Annotated in this window: 16 protein-coding genes and 1 pseudogene; 5 read left to right on the forward strand and 12 right to left on the reverse strand. The window is 61.9% G+C overall.

Annotation, left to right across the window (positions count from 1 at the left end):
• Window positions 1-69: 69 nt before the first annotated feature.
• From HNO86_RS02085 to HNO86_RS02110, 6 genes are read right to left on the reverse strand one after another with little or no spacing between them, the layout of a single operon-like run.
• Window positions 70-1,749, reverse strand: a complete 1,680-nt coding sequence (locus HNO86_RS02085) for an acyl-CoA synthetase family protein (RefSeq protein ID WP_175375376.1) — start codon at window positions 1,747-1,749, stop codon at window positions 70-72.
• A complete protein-coding gene (locus HNO86_RS02090) occupies window positions 1,746-2,291 on the reverse strand; it encodes a hypothetical protein (protein ID WP_175375377.1) in 546 nt (181 codons plus the stop codon). The genes HNO86_RS02085 and HNO86_RS02090 overlap by 4 nt, the downstream gene beginning before the upstream one ends.
• The gene (locus HNO86_RS02095; protein WP_110965992.1) at window positions 2,288-2,542 is read right to left on the reverse strand and encodes an acyl carrier protein; all 255 of its coding nucleotides are present in this window, start codon (window positions 2,540-2,542) and stop codon (window positions 2,288-2,290) included. Before HNO86_RS02095 ends, HNO86_RS02090 begins: the two co-directional genes overlap by 4 nt.
• A 9-nt stretch (window positions 2,543-2,551) precedes the next feature.
• A complete protein-coding gene (locus tag HNO86_RS02100) occupies window positions 2,552-2,827 on the reverse strand; it encodes a phosphopantetheine-binding protein (protein WP_175375378.1) in 276 nt (91 codons plus the stop codon).
• Window positions 2,805-3,617, reverse strand: a complete 813-nt coding sequence (locus HNO86_RS02105) for a 1-acyl-sn-glycerol-3-phosphate acyltransferase (RefSeq protein ID WP_175375379.1) — start codon at window positions 3,615-3,617, stop codon at window positions 2,805-2,807. Before HNO86_RS02105 ends, HNO86_RS02100 begins: the two co-directional genes overlap by 23 nt.
• Window positions 3,593-4,318 carry a beta-ketoacyl synthase chain length factor gene (locus HNO86_RS02110; RefSeq protein ID WP_175375380.1) on the reverse strand — a complete coding sequence of 242 codons (726 nt, stop codon included), beginning with the start codon at window positions 4,316-4,318 and terminating at the stop codon, window positions 3,593-3,595. The genes HNO86_RS02105 and HNO86_RS02110 overlap by 25 nt, the downstream gene beginning before the upstream one ends.
• A 355-nt stretch (window positions 4,319-4,673) precedes the next feature.
• Here HNO86_RS02110 and HNO86_RS02115 point away from each other — a divergent pair, with 355 nt between their 5' ends.
• Entirely contained in the window at window positions 4,674-5,444 is a 771-nt protein-coding gene (locus HNO86_RS02115) for a ParA family protein (protein WP_175375381.1), read from the forward strand.
• A 93-nt stretch (window positions 5,445-5,537) separates the two neighbouring features.
• Here HNO86_RS02115 and trxC read toward each other — a convergent pair whose 3' ends face one another.
• The 6 genes from trxC to HNO86_RS02145 form a co-directional block, all read right to left on the reverse strand.
• The gene (gene trxC / locus HNO86_RS02120; RefSeq protein ID WP_175375382.1) at window positions 5,538-5,972 is read right to left on the reverse strand and encodes a thioredoxin TrxC; all 435 of its coding nucleotides are present in this window, start codon (window positions 5,970-5,972) and stop codon (window positions 5,538-5,540) included.
• A 75-nt stretch (window positions 5,973-6,047) separates the two neighbouring features.
• The gene (locus HNO86_RS02125) at window positions 6,048-7,262 is read right to left on the reverse strand and encodes a type II toxin-antitoxin system HipA family toxin (protein ID WP_256672532.1); all 1,215 of its coding nucleotides are present in this window, start codon (window positions 7,260-7,262) and stop codon (window positions 6,048-6,050) included.
• On the reverse strand, window positions 7,262-7,567 hold the full coding sequence (locus HNO86_RS02130) for a helix-turn-helix domain-containing protein (protein ID WP_175375383.1): 306 nt from the start codon (window positions 7,565-7,567) through the stop codon (window positions 7,262-7,264). Before HNO86_RS02130 ends, HNO86_RS02125 begins: the two co-directional genes overlap by 1 nt.
• Window positions 7,568-7,751: 184 nt before the next feature.
• A complete protein-coding gene (gene selO / locus HNO86_RS02135) occupies window positions 7,752-9,215 on the reverse strand; it encodes a protein adenylyltransferase SelO (protein WP_175375384.1) in 1,464 nt (487 codons plus the stop codon).
• Window positions 9,216-9,263: 48 nt separating this feature from the next.
• The gene (gene mscK / locus HNO86_RS02140; protein WP_175375385.1) at window positions 9,264-12,617 is read right to left on the reverse strand and encodes a mechanosensitive channel MscK; all 3,354 of its coding nucleotides are present in this window, start codon (window positions 12,615-12,617) and stop codon (window positions 9,264-9,266) included.
• 35 nt (window positions 12,618-12,652) lie between these two features.
• A complete protein-coding gene (locus tag HNO86_RS02145) occupies window positions 12,653-14,395 on the reverse strand; it encodes a potassium/proton antiporter (RefSeq protein ID WP_175375386.1) in 1,743 nt (580 codons plus the stop codon).
• Between the two features lie 343 nt (window positions 14,396-14,738).
• Here HNO86_RS02145 and HNO86_RS02150 point away from each other — a divergent pair, with 343 nt between their 5' ends.
• The 4 genes and pseudogenes from HNO86_RS02150 (at window position 14,739) to HNO86_RS30525 (ending at window position 17,303) form a co-directional block, all read left to right on the forward strand.
• Window positions 14,739-14,969, forward strand: a complete 231-nt coding sequence (locus tag HNO86_RS02150; protein ID WP_056852308.1) for a hypothetical protein — start codon at window positions 14,739-14,741, stop codon at window positions 14,967-14,969.
• Entirely contained in the window at window positions 14,966-15,265 is a 300-nt protein-coding gene (locus HNO86_RS02155) for a cell division protein ZapA (protein WP_175375387.1), read from the forward strand. The genes HNO86_RS02150 and HNO86_RS02155 overlap by 4 nt, the downstream gene beginning before the upstream one ends.
• 145 nt (window positions 15,266-15,410) lie before the next feature.
• Window positions 15,411-16,436, forward strand: a pseudogene (locus HNO86_RS30520) (cache domain-containing protein); the annotation flags it as partial.
• Window positions 16,437-16,571: 135 nt separating this feature from the next.
• The gene (locus tag HNO86_RS30525; RefSeq protein ID WP_372242507.1) at window positions 16,572-17,303 is read left to right on the forward strand and encodes a methyl-accepting chemotaxis protein; all 732 of its coding nucleotides are present in this window, start codon (window positions 16,572-16,574) and stop codon (window positions 17,301-17,303) included.
• Window positions 17,304-17,394 lie beyond the last annotated feature (91 nt).

Here is a 17,394-nt window from a genome sequence, read left to right on the forward strand (position 1 = left end):
ATTGTGGTGCTGAGGCGAGCGTTTCGCACTCGGACGCAGCCTTCGGCAGCTGCTACATAAGAGCAGGGCCTAAGCATCCGCCGCCTCCAGCAGAATCCGCCCGCTGGAGCAGGTGGCGGTTTCGTTGCGATAGGCGAAATAAAGCTTGCCGCGGCTCGGGTCGAAGCGCAGGTGCAACTGGACTTCATCCCCTGGCCGCACCAGCTGCTGGAACTTCAGGACTTCCATGCCGGCGAATTTTGGCGGCAGGTTCATCAGTTGCTGACCGAGGTTCATGGCCCACTCGACCTGCACCACACCGGGCAGTACGGGGACTTTGGGAAAGTGTCCGCTGAAATAGGCGAGGTCCGGCGGGATGGCCAGTTGCAGGCTCCACTCGCCATCGGTTTCGGTCTGCTCCAGCACCTGCGGCGTCTGGGGACGCGGCGCCAGCAGCAGGGCTTCGACTTCGGCCTGGGGCAGTTTGCCTTGGGCGTTCAGCGGCAATTGCCGCAGCAGGCGCCAGCGCCGAGGCAGGGCCAAGGCTTCGCAGTGCTGGCTCAGGTGCTGGCGCAAGGTCTCGGTGAGGGTGCGTCGGCCTTGATTGCGCAAGGCGTGCAGCCCGGCTTCGCTCAACACCAGCAAAGCGCCCAGTGAGGCGCGGTTTTCCTGCACGACGCCCAGACGCGCTTCGGCGACCCAGGCATGGGCCATCAGCGCTTGTTCGAGCATCGGCAGCGAGATGCGTTTTTCTTCGAGCTTGACGATCCGGTCCAGCCGCCCGAGCAGTTCGAATCGGCCGTCGGCGGCGATACGCGCCGCATCGGCGGTGTGTTCGATATGGTCGTCAGGCAGGTAGGGCGAGGCGATCAGCAGCGCGCCGTCGCTGTCCTGAGTGAGCCGCACATCGGCGAAGGGCTGCCAGAAATCCTGCCCCTGACGCCAGGCGATGCCGCCGGTTTCCGAGCTGCCGAAGATTTCCGTCGGCCATTGATTCAGGCGCTGGTGCAGGCTCTGCGCCGCGTCGGCGGGCAACGCGCCGCCGGAAGAAAACACCCGGCGCACCGCGCTCAATGCCGGCCAGTCGAGGTTATCGCCCATCCGCTTGAGCAACGCCGGGCTGGCCACCCAGGCAAACGCGGGGTGTTCGCGGCTGGCCCGTTGCAGGTCTTCGGGAAAGGCCAGTTGTTTGCGCACGAAGGTGCGCCCGGCGCACAGCGGCCACAGCACGCGGAACAGCAGGCCATAGATGTGTTGGGTGGCGACGCTGCCGATGATGCACGCCGGACCCAGGTCGGTGCCCCACAGCCGCTCCAGGGCTTCGACTTCGTTGATCAGCTGGCGCAGGGTCTTTTCGATGCGCTTGGGTTCACCGCTGGAACCGGATGTACACAGGCTCAGGGTACAGCGCTGCGGATCGAGTTCGGCCGCGTTCAGCGGTGGCTGCTGGAAGTCATGCAGGTGCGCATCGCCGGCCTGATCGGTCAACCACAGGTCGACGTCATCCGACCAGCGCTGGCGGGTCTGGGGTTGCAGGTCGGACGGCAGCAGCACGCTGACTTCGGCACGCCAGGCACCGAGCAGGGCGATGGCCAGGTCGGCGGCATCTTCCAGGTACACGGCCATGCGCCGCACGCCACGGGCTTGCAGGCCGGCGGCCAGACGCAGGGCCTGTTCGCACAGTTGCCCGTGATTCAAGGCCGGTGCGGTCGCGACGACCCGTTCCGGCCGGGCCTTGAGCAACAGCTGCTCAAGTTTTATCCAATTCATATACGGCCTCGTACCCGTATTCGTATGAGCAGCTCAACGGCAAACATCAGACCGATCAATCCGTAGGAAATCAGCCCGGTGTAGACCATCCACCAGCTCAGCGGCGCCCACAGCGTCAGGGCAGCCGCGCACAAACCATTGCACAGAAAAAACACGCTCCAGGCGATGGTCACCTGGCGGGTGTAGCGAATGCCCTCGTCCGGCAGGTCCGGTTCACGCACACGGGCCAGGCGTTCCACCACCGGCGGGCCGTAAACCAGGCTGCCGCCGAACAGCGCCAGCATGAAGGCACTGATCAGCACCGGGTACCAGCGCAGCAACGCCGGGTTGTCGAACAGCGCCAGCAACAGGCAGAACACGATGGCCATCGCGGCCATCCACAGGCTGCCGGGGCGGCGCTTGCCGGTCAGCACCCGGGCCAGCCACAGGCTGCCCAGCAGCAGGCCGAACTGCCACGGGGCGAAGTGCTCCATGCCGAAATACACCGCGAAGGGGTAGAGCAGGCCCGCCAGCAGCAGGCCGAGGCCGATCAGTCGACTCATGCGGCCGGTTGAACCAGACGGTAGACCGCCTCGACCACATCACTGACGGTACGCACCGATTTGAATTCCTCGGCGGCGATTTTCTTGCCGGTCTGACGTTTGATGTGATCGATCAGGTCGACCGCATCGATGCTGTCGATTTCCAGGTCCTGGTACAGGTTGGATTCGAGGCTCACCCGCTTGGGGTCCAGCTCGAACAGCTCGACCAGGGCATCGCGCAATGTGTTGAAAATGTCGTCACGAGTTTGCATGGTCCGGTCTCAAGCTGCCTGTTTTGCAGTGACGAACGCCGCAAGGCTCGCCACGTTGCTGAAATGGTTGCGGGTGTCCTTGGCGTCGGCGTCGATTTTGATGCCGTACTTTTTCTGGATGGCCAGGCCCAGTTCCAAGGCGTCCACCGAGTCCAGGCCCAGGCCTTCGCCGAACAGCGTCTGCTGGTCGCCGATGTCTTCGGCGCTGATGTCTTCCAGGCCCAGGGCCTCGATGATCAGGTTTTTGATGTCCCGGTTCAGGCTATCGGTGTTCAGATCGCTCATCTTCGGCGAGCTCCTTGATGAAGTAAGAATGCAAATAATCGTTGAGCTTGCGTGAGGCCTGAGGGGCCGGACCCAGCTCGGCGAAAGCCTGCGGATCTATATCGGCGCCGACACGGAAACTGAAGTGCACGCGGCGTTTGGGAATGCGGTACCAGGGCTCGGCCTTGGTCAATGTGGTCGGGCTGACCTTGATCACCACGGGGGTGAGGATTTTCGCACCGCGCAGGGCAATGGCCGCGCCACCCCGATGAAAGGCCGGCGCTTCACCTGGCTGGGTGCGGGTGCCTTCGGGGAAGATGATCAGGGTCTGGCCGCTTTTGAGGGCGTCGGCAGCGGCATCGAGCATGTCCATGCTGCCATCATTGCTGATGTATTCGGTCCGGCGCAGCGGGGCGCGGGTGAAAGGGTTGTCCCACAGGCTTTGCTTGACCACGCAGTTGGCGTGGCGCACCAGGCCGATCAGAAACACCACATCGATCAGGGACGGGTGATTGGCGACGATCATCTGGCCTGGCTTGCCGAGTTTTTCAGCGCCCTGAATGTCGTAGGTCAGCACGCCAGCGCGGGCCATGAACCGGACGAAAAACCAGAAACAGCCACTGACGGTTCGCCGTGCGCGCAACCGATGGGTGGCGGCGTCGCCCGGCAGGCAGCTCAATAACGGAAAAACCACCAGGCGCAGGCACAGTCCGCCCAGCCCGAACAGGGCAAAGCTTGCGGCGGTGGCCAGCAGGCGCCAGTAATAGGCGTCGCGGGTTTTTTCGGTCATGGCTTGCGTTGCCAGGTCCATACACGATTTTTCCAGGCATGTTGGCAGGTGGTCTGCTGGCCCAGCAGTGTGCGCAAAAGATTCAACGCGTGCGGCCATCGGGGTTTGGACAACGCATCCGGGGGCCTGTTCATGGACAGCTGCCAGTCATTGCCGGGCGTGATCAGCAGGCCCACGGCATAAGGGAAGGGCACATCGTCGATCCAGGTCGAATACGCCTCGGGCGGTTGCTCCTCGGTGACCACCAGCAGGACCGCCGGCGCGCCTTCATCGAGCAGGGCGGCGGCTTCCAGCATGCCGTGTTCCAGACCGTCGCCGGCCGCGGCCAAAGCGGTCATTTCGCTGGTTTCGCCGCGCATGATCGACCACAGGCCGATGATCGCGTTATGCACCGAAAGGCTGAACTGGGTCGGCGACAGCGGCTGGTCGGCCGCCAGATCGCTGAGGATATCGACGGTGCGCGGGGTTTCGCCGTGGCGGGATACGAAGACCAGCGGCAGCCCCTGATGGCCCTCGGCCAATGGCCAGCCGACGCTGAACGCCATGCGCGCCAGCCGACTCAGGCGCCGGCGTTGCATGGCGGGCAGGAATGAGACGTCCGGTGCGGCATCGCTGGCCGGCAACTCGACCGGTTGCCGGCTCCAGGCCTGCCAATCGTCCACGCTCTCGAGCCCCGGGGCCCACGCGCGCCATTGGGCGATGTTGAAATTGATCACAGACATTCATCCCGCCCTGGAGGGCTTGTTTGACGCGACAAGTGGTCGATGACCACGACTCGCTCTGCGTGGCGCCTGGCGCAGAGTGCTGCGCATTATCCCGGTGCCGGGAACCTGTAGCAAATGCTGGTTACATTTTGCACAACGGGTGGTAGACGCCCGTTGGCAAAAATCGAACGTTTGCGAATTATTCACATGATCATCGGCCCGTCTGTCGGTTCTAACCACGGTCGATAGTGGTGTTTTCCGCTTTTTCTGCGGGAGATTTCCGATGACCCTGTAGTCCCTGAATTTGCGGTCTAGCTAAGCCATGCCGTGGACCACTACACTCGGTCATTCTTTGATACACGGAGGTTTAGACATGCGGCGCGTGGTGTTCAATCAGAAAGGTGGCGTGGGCAAATCCAGCATTGCCTGCAATCTGGCGGCGGTCAGCGCCAGCGAGGGCTATCGCACCCTGTTGGTGGATCTCGATGCCCAGGCCAACTCCACCCAATACCTGACGGGGCTCACCGGCAGCGATATTCCGATGGGGATCGCCGATTTCTTCAAGCAGACCCTGTCCTCCGGGCCTTTCTCCAAGAAAAACCAGGTGGATATCTACGAAACCCCGTTCGACAACCTCCACGTCATCACCGCCACGTCGGAACTGGCGGACTTGCAGCCCAAGCTCGAGGCCAAGCACAAGATCAACAAGCTGCGTAAGTTGCTGGAAGAGCTGGACGAGGATTACGACCGCATCTATCTCGACACGCCGCCGGCGCTGAATTTCTACGCAGTTTCGGCGCTGATTGCCGCCGATCGTGTGTTGATTCCCTTCGATTGCGACAGCTTCTCGCGCCAGGCGCTGTATGGCCTGCTGGCGGAAATCGAAGAGTTGAAGGAAGACCACAACGAAGAACTGGCGGTCGAAGGGATCGTGGTCAACCAGTTCCAGGCCCGTGCCAGCCTGCCTCAGCTGATGCTCGACGAACTGATCGCCGAAGGCTTGCCGGTGCTGCCGGTTTACCTGGGTAGCTCGGTGCGCATGCGCGAATCCCACCAGGCCAACACGCCGCTGATCCACCTCGATCCTCGGCACAAGCTGACGCAGCAGTTTGTCGAGCTGCACAACCTGTTGGAAAACGCCTGAAGATCAAAAGATCGCAGCCTGCGGCAGTTCCTACAGGAAACGTGGCTTCCCATGCAGGAGCTGCCGCAGGCTGCGATCTTTTTCAATGCTGAATCAGATCCCCTGAGTACGCAGCCAGCTCATCAACTGCGGCAACGGAAACGCCCCACTCTGGCGCGCCACTTCCCGGCCGTTCCTGAACAGAATCAGGCTCGGAATCGAACGAATCCCCAACTGTGCCGACAACTGCTGGTTCGCCTCGCTGTCCAGCTTGGCCAACCGACATTTGCCCGCCAACTGCCCGGCCGCCTGCTCGAACACCGGCGCAAACGACTTGCACGGCCCGCACCAATCCGCCCAAACGTCCACCAGCAACGGCAGATCACCCTTGATCTGACTGGCGTAGTCGCCCTGTTTCAGTTCGAAAGGCTTGTTCAGCAGGACTTCGGACTTGCAGCGCCCGCATTTGGGGTGGTCACCCAGGCGCTCGGCGGGGATGCGGTTGAGGCCGTTGCAGTGGGGGCAGGGGATGAGGAGTGGGTCGGTCATGGTCGGTTCCGTGGAATCAGGGCTATGGCTCGATAGTTGGAGGCTGACGACGGTGATCTCAAGTATCGCCTGCCGCTAAATGACTCTTGAGCTGCTGATGGCGTTCACGGCGGCAGCGTGATCCTCGCCTGTGAGATGTCTGGCGTAGTGCTCGCGCAATTCACTTTCCCAGCCCAACACCTTGTCCAGCAAGGCCTCTGCACTGAGCAGGTCCAGCCCGAAGTGCTGATGATGGCTGAGAATGTTTCTGCGGCTGATCCGCTTTCCTTCCTTGCCCAGAGCCATGGCCATCGTGGCCGGTGACTCCAGCGGCGAGGGAACAACGTCGTACATGGGCGAAAGCCGCCATGTGCCATCGCGCCAGATGATCGCGAGGTTCTTGGCGTGCGCATCATCGTTCCCGACCAGAACGTGAAAGCACATCTGAATGTAAAACTGTTCGAGGTCCTTCAGCGGCACTCCACGCCTGCGCATTTCGTCGGCAACCCCCGCATAACGCCAGCGGCTATGGTCGGTCGATGACCAGTCCGCATCCAACAGCGTCAGTGCGCTGAGCATGGGGATCCGATGCATGCGCCCGTCGATTTCAACCCGATCAAATCGATCCACCAGCAAGGTGGAACGCTCATCGGCAATCAATCGCGTTCGGGCCGTGTCGATACCCTTCGATGTGGCAAACGTCATGCAGGCGTGTTCGATCGCCGGAATATCGACGATATCGAAACGATCCCTGGCCTTGGCCAGCACCAGCGTATTGCCATCGCGCAGGGTACGTTTGGGGCGGGCGCCGCCCAGGGACGATCGATGACGAACCAGTAGGATTTTTTGCCGGTCCGGGTCGATGAGCTGGCGGCTTTGAATGATATCGGCGGTGTCGATGAACTCCGACAGGCCTTGCAGGGATGGAATCTGTTCTCCACCAACACCGGGAGGCGGCACCCGGGCGATGCCGGCCATCAGGTTGCCTATGCGGTCATTGTTGGGTGACCTGATCAGCATCTCGACAGGGCTCATGGCCTGCCCATGCAGGGATTTGAGAAGCTGTTCGCCCCATGAGTCGGGCATGCAGTCGCGTATGAATCCCGGAATACCGTTGTTGGTCGTTACCTGGAAAACCTGATCGCCGACAGGATAGCGAATCGGATCGGGCACCCAATCGTTCTGCGCAAGATAGGCAGGCGAGTAAACAAACTCTCCGCGCCCGTTACGCCCACCGCTCAAGCGTCCCAGCGTGACGGTTTCGGCGGTGATGGGATGCTGCATGTAGATATAGGCCGCCGGGATGTTCATCAGAAGCTCTCTTGCGAGATGCGTTTGACGCGCACTCGCTGACTTGTCGGCTCAGGGGTCTGTGGGTGGGCAGGTTGATCGTTGAATACTTCGGAGACCAACCCCAGGTGCCACAGCACCAGCATGAACGTACGCAGCTCGACCACCGCCTCGCCTGCCTCGATCTTGGCCAGAGTACCGGGCGCAACACCCACCAGGTTCGCTAGATCCTTTTGCCTCAAGCCGCGTTCTTGACGCCTCTTCTTGGCTTTAAGGCCAATATTTACAAGCGTTTCAGAGCAGTCGAGGGGGAAGAAGTTGCTCATTAAGAATCACCATACTGATCTTAAAGTCGATTAAGAGACAGTATAGACAGCCTTAATGATGTGCAACAGGGAGAGGCTATAGCGAAAAGCTGCGCAAGCCGCTTCGATTAAGAGTCGTTCTGATGGTGCTTAACTTGGTTAAGCACCTTTTTACTGATTCTTATATGGTCCATTCAAGAGTGAGCTACGAAGAACAACTGATCTCCAGATGCTTGCCCCACTCCGGTGGCCGCTGCGCATAACTCTCCATCCCCGGCTGCTCCTCGAACGGGTTGCTCAGCACCGCGTGCAGCCGGCGGACTTCCGAGTAATCACCTTTTTCCGCCGCTTCGATAGCCCTCTGCGCCAGGTAGTTGCGCAGAATGTACAGCGGGTTCACGGCGTGCATCCGCTGGCGGCGCTGTTCCTGATCGAGTTCGCCTTCGCGCGCTCCCCGAGCGATGTAAAGCTCGCCCCAGGCATCGAAACCCTTGAGGTCGACGAAGTCGTCGCGCAGGCGAGCGATGGCCGCTTGCGGGGATTCTTCACCCAGCCTGCGGAAGAACAGGCTGTAGTCGACGCCGCTGTTCTGCATCAGTTGCAGCAGCTGTTCCAGCAGTTTCTGGTCGTCGTCTTCGGCGGTGGTGAGGCCCAGGCGGCGGCGCATCAGGTCCAGGTAGTGGGCCTGGAACAGCGGCAGGTACAGGCCGAGGGTTTCGCGCAGGGCCTCGACGCTGATGAACGGCGTCAGGGCCTGGGCCAGGGCGCTCAGGTTCCACTGGCCGATCGGCACCTGGTTGCTGAAGGAGTACCGGCCCCGATCGTCGGAATGGTTGCAGATGAAGTTGGCGTCGAAATCGTCGAGGAAGGCGAACGGGCCGAAGTCGAAAGTAATGCCCAGGATCGACATGTTATCGGTGTTCATCACGCCGTGGCAGAAGCCATAGGCCTGCCATTTGGCGATCAGCTCGGCGTTGCGCTCGACCACTTCGCGGAACATCGCCAGATAAGGTTCCGGCTGCTCGAGGCATTCCGGGAAATGCATGGCGAGCACGTGGTCGCCGAGGGCTTTCTGCTGCTCGGGACGCTGGGTGTAGTAGAAATATTCAAAATGACCGAAGCGCACGTGACTGGGTGCCAGGCGCAGGACCATCGCCGCACGTTCCTGCTTCTCGCGCCAGACCGGGGTGTCGGAGCCGATCACGCACAGCGCGCGGGTGGTCGGGATGTTCAGGGCGTGCAGGGCTTCGGAAGCGAGGAATTCGCGGATCGAGGAACGCAGCACCGCGCGTCCGTCACCCATGCGCGAGAAGGGCGTCTGCCCGGCGCCCTTCAGATGCAGGTCCCAGTGCTCGCCGGCCTCGTTGTACACCTCGCCCAGCAAAAGCCCGCGTCCGTCGCCCAGCTGCGGGTTGTAGGAGCCGAACTGATGCCCGGAATAGACCATTGCCCGCGGAATCGCATCGGCCCATAGCTTGTGGCCGCTGAACAGTTCGGCGAATTCCGGGGTTTCGGCCACGGCCGGGTCGAGATCCAGCAGCGCCATGGCGGCGGGGCTGGCGACGACCAGGCGTGGATTGTCGATCGGCTCGGGCAGGACGTAGGCGGAAAACGCGTCGCCCAGGCGGTCGAAGCGGTTATCGAAGGTCAGTTCGTCGAGGGCTTTCAAAGGCCGTCTCCAGCAGAATGTCCGAGCATTCTGCTGGGGAATGGCCGCTTAGTCGAGTTTGGCGGCAGGCGGAGCGAGCGGCGGTTGCCTGTCATCGTTGAGTGGCACGATGGTTTTCGCTTCTGGCTCGATCGGCACCATCTTGTATTCCTGGCCGTGCAGGTTCTTGAGGTAGACCTCCATTTGCCGGAACGAGATGTTGATGTGCTGCTTCTTGAATTCGCGGTTGATGAAGCGGTTGACCTCATCGATCACCGGGTTGCGGTCGCCGAGATCACGTACGTGCATGCGCAACTCGTGGTCGAGGGTGCTTTCACCGAAGTTCAGGAAGTACACGTGCGGCTCCGGTTCCTTCAACACCCGCGGGTTTTCCCGCGCGGCCTTGAGCAGCAGTTCCTTGACCAGATCCAGGTCCGAACCGTAATCCACACCGAGTTTGAGCGTCACCCGGGTGATGGTGTCGGTCAGCGACCAGTTGATCAGTTGCCCGGTAATGAACGTCTTGTTCGGGACGATGATGTCCTTGCGGTCGAAGTCGGTGATGGTTGTGGCGCGGATGCGGATCTTGCTCACCGTGCCCGACAGGTTGCCGATGGTGATGGTGTCGCCGATCCGCACCGGGCGTTCGAACAGGATCATGATGCCGGAGATGAAGTTGGCGAAGATTTCCTGCATACCGAAACCCAGGCCGACCGACAGCGCGGCCACCAGCCATTGCAACTTGTCCCAGCTGACGCCGAGGGTCGACAGGGTCGAGACGAAACCGACGCCGGCAATCACATAGGACAGCAACGTGGTCGTCGCGTAGGCGCTGCCCTGGGCCAGGTCGAGCTTGGACAGCACGAACACTTCCAGCAGGCCCGGCAGGTTGCGCGCCAGGGCGAAGGTGATGCCGATGATGATCAGCGCGCCGAGCATGTCGCCGATGCTGATCGGCACCATGCTCATGTTGGCGCCGGTGCCGCTGGTGTATTCGTAGAGGGTGACGTTGTCCAGGTACGAGAACACAGTGATCAGGTCGGCCCACACCCAGTACAGCAAGGCCATGAAGCCGCCGAGCAGGGCCAGGCGGATCAGGCGCAGGGACTGTTCGTTGACCTTCTCGATGTCCATGGTCGGTTCTTCGATCACCGCTTCGCCGTCGCCGGCTTCCTTCGCGGCCTGGCGTTTGGCCAGGGCGCGCTGGTAGGCCAGGCGGCGTGCGGCGACGCTCAGGCCGCGCACGAAGGTGGCCTCGATCACCAGCCAGAACATCAGCAGGTACAGGGTGTTGATCAAGCGGTCGCTGAGTTTCAGCGCGGTGTAGTAGTAGCCAAAGCACACCGCCACGAACAGCGCCACCGGCAGGGCGGTGAACATCAGGGCCACCGCCTTGCGGAACAGCGGCGCGGTCTCGTGGGTCGGGCTGCTGAACAGCAGGCGGCCGAGCAGCCAGGTCATCAGGGCGTAGCAGATGAGCACCACCGGCATGCCCAGCACGTCGTCGGCCAGGGCCGCCGGTTGCAGTTCGGCAACCGCCACCACCGCCACCAGCGCCATTACCACCATGCCGAGCCGGCGGATCCAGCCGCGAAGGAATTCGACCTGCGGCTTCTCCCAACGGAAATGCAGCTCCGCCACGCCGCCCGGCGCCAGCACCCGGTAGGCGGTGTAGAACACCAGCCACGCCTGGGCCATCTGCAGCAGGGCCGCGCCCATGTTGGCGTTCTGTCCGCGGGCGTCGATCTGCAGGGCCAGGCCGCAGAGCGCCAGGGCGAGCGAAACCGGCATCGCCAGCAGAATGTTGATCAGGATCGCCTGCGGGGTGTGCCACTGGCTGTCGCGCTTGAAGTGGCCGATGTCCTGGTGAACCTTGTTCAGGCGCGAATACAGCTGCTTGCGGCGCCACAGCAGGGCACCGATCAGCAGTGCCAACGGTAGGAACAGCAGAGGGCGCTGGGTCAGGCCGTCGGTCAGTTCGCTCAGGCTGGAGGCCAGGGGCAGCGAATCGACCTGACGCATCAGGCGATCCGGCACGGCGCGGATCCATTCAGGGTCGATGGGCTTGTTGCTGGGAATCCAGAACATCTGCTCGTCCAGCGTCGCCCGCAGGCTTTGCGCGGTGCTGAGCAATTGTTTCTGATTGAGTTGCAGCGTGATGGATTCGTTGAGCACCGCGCTCAGTTCGCGGTTCAAACGCTCCAGCAGGTCGGCGCGGGTGGTCGCGAGTTCCAGCAGGCTTTTGCGCAACTGCGGGGTGACTTGCTCGGGTGGCTGACTGGACAGCAGGCTGTCGACGTAAGTGGCCGGGTTGCTGAGCAGCTCGCGTTGCTGGCTGACTTCGAACTGATACAGGCGAATGTCGGCGATCTGGTCGGCCAGATCTTTGTCGACCTTCAGGCGCGGCAGGGCTTGCTTCTGCTTATAAAGAATCTTCGACAGCAGCAGGCTGCCCTTGAGCACGTTGATCTGCTCGTCCAGGGCCGAATCGCTCTGGGTCACGCTGTCCAGTTGCTGCTTGGTCTGCAGGTTCTGCTGGGTGACTTCGTTGAGACGGTCGGTGCTCTTGAGCAGGTAGTCGGAGAGCTTGAGGTTGGCCGCGCTCTCGGTGGCCAGCAGGCTGCTGCCGCCGGCCTTCTGTGCTTCGATGGACTGCTGGGTGACCGTTTCCTGGGACTGCGCCAGACGCTTCTGGTTGATCAGGGTCTGCAGCTCCTGGATTTCCTGATCCAGTCGGTCGGAGCGCTCCGAGAGCAAGTCATGCTGGCTGTTGCCCAGATCTTGCAGCTGAGTGTTGCCGGCCAGTTCCTGGCGACGCAGCGGAATCAGCGCATTGAGCGCCGCCAGCTCGGCGTTGAGCTGGTCGCGCTGCTCGGCGCTCAGGGCCTTGCCGCTGTCCTTGCCGGCCTTGAGGATGTTGTTGATCTGCTGGATGCGGGTCTGGCTGGTGGCGATTTCCGCCTGGGCGCGCTCGGGGCGAGTCTGGGAGGTGATGACCAGGGTATTGGCATCGGCCAGGGCCTTTTGCAGATCGCTTTGCTGGGTCGCGCGCTCGGTGAGCATTTGCTCGAGCTGCTGGATCGACTCTTTGGTAAAACGTTGCGAGACCGGCACCACGGCACTGCCCTTGAGGCGGGTCAGCTCGCGCTGGTTTTCGACCGTCTGCTTGGGCGCGCTGGCCAGCTGCTGCTTGAGGTCGTTGAGTTTCTGCTCGTAATCGCGCCGGTTGTTGAGCTGGGTCAGCGTGCCTTGCAGCACGGACTGCAAGGCCTTCTGGTCAGCCTCCGGCAGCTTGCGGTCGGCGATCTTGTCCAGACTCGTCTGCACGGATTCGCGGGTGGGTGGTTCGGCGGCTTGCAGCGTGCCGACGGAAAGACTCAGCCCCAGCAGAACCAGGGCGAAAAAGGTGCGCAGACTTGACATAAAGACCGATCGAAGTACGAGGCGAAGAATGAAGTTTAGAGGAAGAGTCCGGGACCCGGGCGACTTCCTTCGGGGAATCTGACGCCCACTTTGCCGATCTTGTTCCCGTCCATGACCGCGACGGTCCAGATGGTGTTGTTCCATTCCACCTGGTCGCCGACCACCGGTGCGCCCCCCACTTTCTGGGCAATGAAGCGGGCCAGGGACATGTCCGGATCGATGCCTTCGACCTTCAACCCGTAGAGGGCGGCAACCGCGGCCAGCTGGGCGTCTCCTTCGAGTACGAAGTCGCCGAAGAAGCGCAAATCGAGGCCCCGTTGCGGCGCCTGGCTAAACAGTTTTCCGAGGGCCGCGAGGTTGTGTTCGTGGCCGATTACGCAGAGCAAATCGTCGACTTCCAGCACCGTACTACCCGACGGATGGAGCAGTTGCTGGCCACGAAACAGGGCCGCGATACGGGTGCCTTCGGGCATTTTCAGCTCGCGAAGGGGGGAACCGATGCACCATTTTTCCGCGCCGAGGCGATAAACGAACAGCTCCCATTCGCTGGTCACGTGCACTTCCAGCGCCGAACGGGAAATGGGCGCGGGCTCTGGCGGAACCGTTACCTTCAGCAGCTTGGCGACCCACGGCAGGCTCGTGCCCTGCACCAGCAGCGAGACCAGCACAATAAAGAAGGCGAGGTTGAAGTAGAGCTGGGCGTGGGGCAGGCCCGCCATCAACGGGAACACCGCCAGAATGATCGGTACCGCGCCGCGCAGGCCGACCCAGGAAATAAAGGCTTTTTCGCGCCCGTGGAACGCCTTGAACGGCAGCAGGCCGACCACCACCGACAGCGGCCGGGCAAACAGGATCATCCACAGCGCCAGGGCCAGGGCGGGCATGGCGATTGGCAGCAGGTCGTGGGGCGTGACCAAAAGGCCCAGCACCAGGAACATGCCGATCTGCGCCAGCCACGCCATGCCGTCGAGCATGTGCAGGATGCCGTGGCGGCTGCGCACCGGACGGTTGCCGATCACCAAGCCGCACAGGTACACCGCGAGGAAGCCGCTGCCGTGCAGGGCGTTGGTCAGGGCAAACACCACCAGGCCGCCGGCGATCACCAGGATCGGATAAAGGCCGGTGGCCAGCTGAATGCGGTTGACCAGTTGCAGCATCAGCCAGCCGCCGCCGAGGCCGATGACGCCGCCGATGCCGAACTCGCGCAGCAGGTGGGTCAACACGCTCCAGTGCAGGCCGGTCTGGCCGCTGGCGAGCATGTCGATCAGGGTTACGGTGAGGAACACCGCCATCGGGTCGTTGCTGCCCGATTCGATTTCCAGACTCGCCGTGACCCGTTCGTTCAGGCCCTTGCCACCCAGCAGCGAGAACACCGCCGCGGCGTCCGTGGAGCCGACAATGGCGCCGATCAGCAGGCCCTGGATCATGTTCAGGTCGAACAGCCAGGCCGCGGCCATGCCGGTCAGCCCGGTGGTTATCAGCACCCCGACCGTGGCCAGCGACAGCGCCGGCCATAACGCCACGCGGAAACTCGAGACCCGGGTGCGCAAGCCACCGTCGAGCAGGATCACCGCCAACGCCAGGTTGCCGACCAGATAAGCCGTCGGGTAGTTATTGAAGATGATGCCGCCGCCATCGACGCCGGCGGCCATGCCCACGGCGAGGATGATGACCAGGATCGGGATGCCGAGGCGCGAGGACAGTGAGCTCACCAGAATGCTTGCACCTACCAGCAACGCGCCGATCAAGAACAGGCTGTTGATGGTCGTCGCATTCAAAGGCAGTACTCCGGAAAGCTGAAAGACGGGCACAAACTGACCATGCAGTCGGCGTGCCAGCGATTCTAACCTGTTGAAATGTGATGCTGTCAAAAAGCTTTTTTTGCGGGCGCCGGTCACACGAGCCCTGTGGGTTCCGTGGCGAGGGGCAAGCCCCCTCGCCACAGAGCCTGAGTTGCTTTGGCGACGAAGTGCAGGAACCAGATCCGCCAATCACAGTCTCTAAAGTTCGCGAGAAAGCTCACTGGCCAGCAAAATCAAGGCCTTGCGCCTGTTTAACCCTGGCATCCCCGGTGACTTTTCTTTATCGTACGCGCCCTTTGAAAATGCCTGGAAAATCAAAATGTTGGAAGCATCCCTAAGCCAATTGGAACAGCTGGTCAGCGACCTGGTACAACAGAACCAGACCCTGCTCGGCACCAACCAAGCCCTGAGCGCAGAACTGGCCCAGGCCAAGGATGAAAACGAAAGCCTGCAGCTGAGCCTGATGGAACAGGAAGAGAAACAAGGCGCCACCGCCGCGCGCATCCAGGCCCTGGTCGAGCGCGTCAGCGCAGGCCCCGTCAGCGCATGAGTTACGGTCCTGGGGTAAAAGTCGTCTCGATCCTGGGGGAGGACTATTCGATCAAGGCGCCGGAAGGTGAGGAGCAGACGCTGCTCGACGCCGCACTGATGCTCAAGGCGACCCTGGCTGAAACCAAGAAGAAGTACCCGACCCTGATCGGTGACCGACTGCTGGTATTGGCCGCGATGAACCTGTGTTCTCAGCAGATCGAAATGAAGAAGCAGCACAAACTCGAACTTGACCGTTACCAAGAGCAAGTCAGCGCCACGGTTGAAGTGATTTCCAAGACGATCAATCAGGCCTGATCGGCTTTGCGCACAACCAAAGAATAAATTGTCGAACTGGTTGTATACATTCGGCATGGCTGTTGCAGTGATTCAGCCTCTTATTCTTTGGGGGTGCTCCATGCAGTTCTGGCGACGCAGTATTCAATGGCAATTGATCCTGAGCATGGGCGCCGCCCTGCTGCTCAGCATCCTGATCGTGGTTGGCATTTATACCCTTGTGGTCAACCGTCTTGCCCAGAGATATCTGGTCGAACAGGCGCTGCCGTCGAGCATCGAAGCGATGCGCAACGACATCGAGCGCATCCTCGTCCAGCCCCTTACCGCCGCCAAGGACATCGCCAGCAACAGCATGGTCCGCGACTGGCTGGCCAGCGGCGAAGACAGCAGCAAAGCCCCCGCATTCGTCGAGTATCTGGAAGGCATCCGCGCCGAACACAAGGCGTTTACCGCGCTGATCATCGGCACCGCCACCCATCACTATTTCACCGAAAAAGGCCTGGATCGCTCGCTCAGTCGCGCCAACCCCAAGGACGCCTGGTTCTATTCCTTTCTCGACAGCAATCAGCCGCGCACCCTGAACATCGACAATGACGGCGCCACCGGAGAATTGGCGCTTTTCATCGACCTCAAGGTCGAACAGGCTGGCAAGGTCGTAGGGGTCGCCGGCCTTGGCCTGAGCATGAAAGAGCTCTCGGAGCTGATTCACAACTTCAGCTTCGGGGAGCGCGGCAAGGTCTATCTCGTGCGTTCCGACGGTCTGATCCAGGTCCATCCCGAAGCGCAATTCAGTGGCAAGCGCACCCTGGCCGAGCAGATAGGCGCTTCGGCGGCCCAAGCGATCATTGGTCAAAAAACTGCCACAAACAGCAGCTTTACCCGCGACGGCGAAGACTATCTGGCCCTGAGCCTGCCATTGCGGGACCTGGGCTGGACCCTGGTGGCCGAAGTGCCACAGGCGCAGATCTACGCCGAAGCTCGCAGCGCCCTGTGGATGAGCAGCGGCATCGGCCTGGCGGTGGCGCTGGTGTGCCTGTTGCTGGTGGTATTGCTGGCCCGCGGTCTGGTGCGACCGATTCGTCAGGTAACAGCGGCGCTGGTGGCCATCGGTAGCGGTGGTGGAGATTTGACTCAACGGTTAGATTCCAGCCGCGCCGATGAACTGGGCGACCTGGCGCGGGGCTTCAATCGCTTCCTCGACAGCCAGCGCGGGATGATCAGTGAAGTGCTGACCACCAGCGAACAACTGCGCACCGCAGTGGGCCAGGTGGCGCGGGTGGTGGACAACACCGCCGAACGTTCCGGGCGCCAGCAGGAAATGACCGACATGGTCGCCACCGCTGTCCACGAAATGGGCCTGACGGTGCAGGAAATTGCGCAAAACGCCGGAAACGCGGCAGTGGCCTCGCAAACGGCGCGGGATGAAGCCATGCAGGCGCGGGAAGTGGTCGGCGGCTCGATTCGCCATATCGAAAGCATGTCCGACGAAATCGGCGTCGCCGCCAGCGCCGTGGGCGAGCTGGCCGATCAGGTGGCGTCGATCGATCAAGTGCTGGCGGTGATCCGCGGGATTTCCGAGCAGACCAACCTGCTGGCGCTCAACGCTGCCATCGAAGCGGCGCGGGCCGGGGACATGGGGCGTGGGTTTGCCGTGGTGGCCGATGAAGTACGGACATTGGCCCGACGCACACAGTCGTCCACCGACGAGATTCAACAGATGATCGGCAGCCTCAAGCAGGGCGCGGAGAATGCCGTGTCGTCGATGCACAGCGGGCAGGCAGCCACCTGCACTGGCGTCGAGTCCAGCCAGCGCACGGGTGCGTCGCTGACCGCGATCACCGGGCAGGTGGAACGCATCAGCGACATGAACCATCAGGTGGCGACGGCGACGGAAGAGCAGTCGGCGGTGACCGAGGAAATCAACCGCAATGTGCAGGGGATTTCCGACCTGGCGCGGGCGACGGCGGGGGAGGTCAGGGCTTGTCGCGAGGATTGCCAGACGTTGCAGCGGTTGGCGGATGACCTGGCGCGGCAGATGGGTGGGTTTCGGTTGAGCTGAAGATCAAAAGATCGCAGCCCGCGGCAGCTCCTGCTTTTGGAATGCATTTCCCTGTAGGAGCTGCCGCAGGCTGCGATCTTTTCAGGTTTGG

The sequence above is a fragment of the Pseudomonas sp. C1C7 genome (genome assembly GCF_013359595.1).
Classification (GTDB): Bacteria; Pseudomonadota; Gammaproteobacteria; order Pseudomonadales; family Pseudomonadaceae; genus Aquipseudomonas.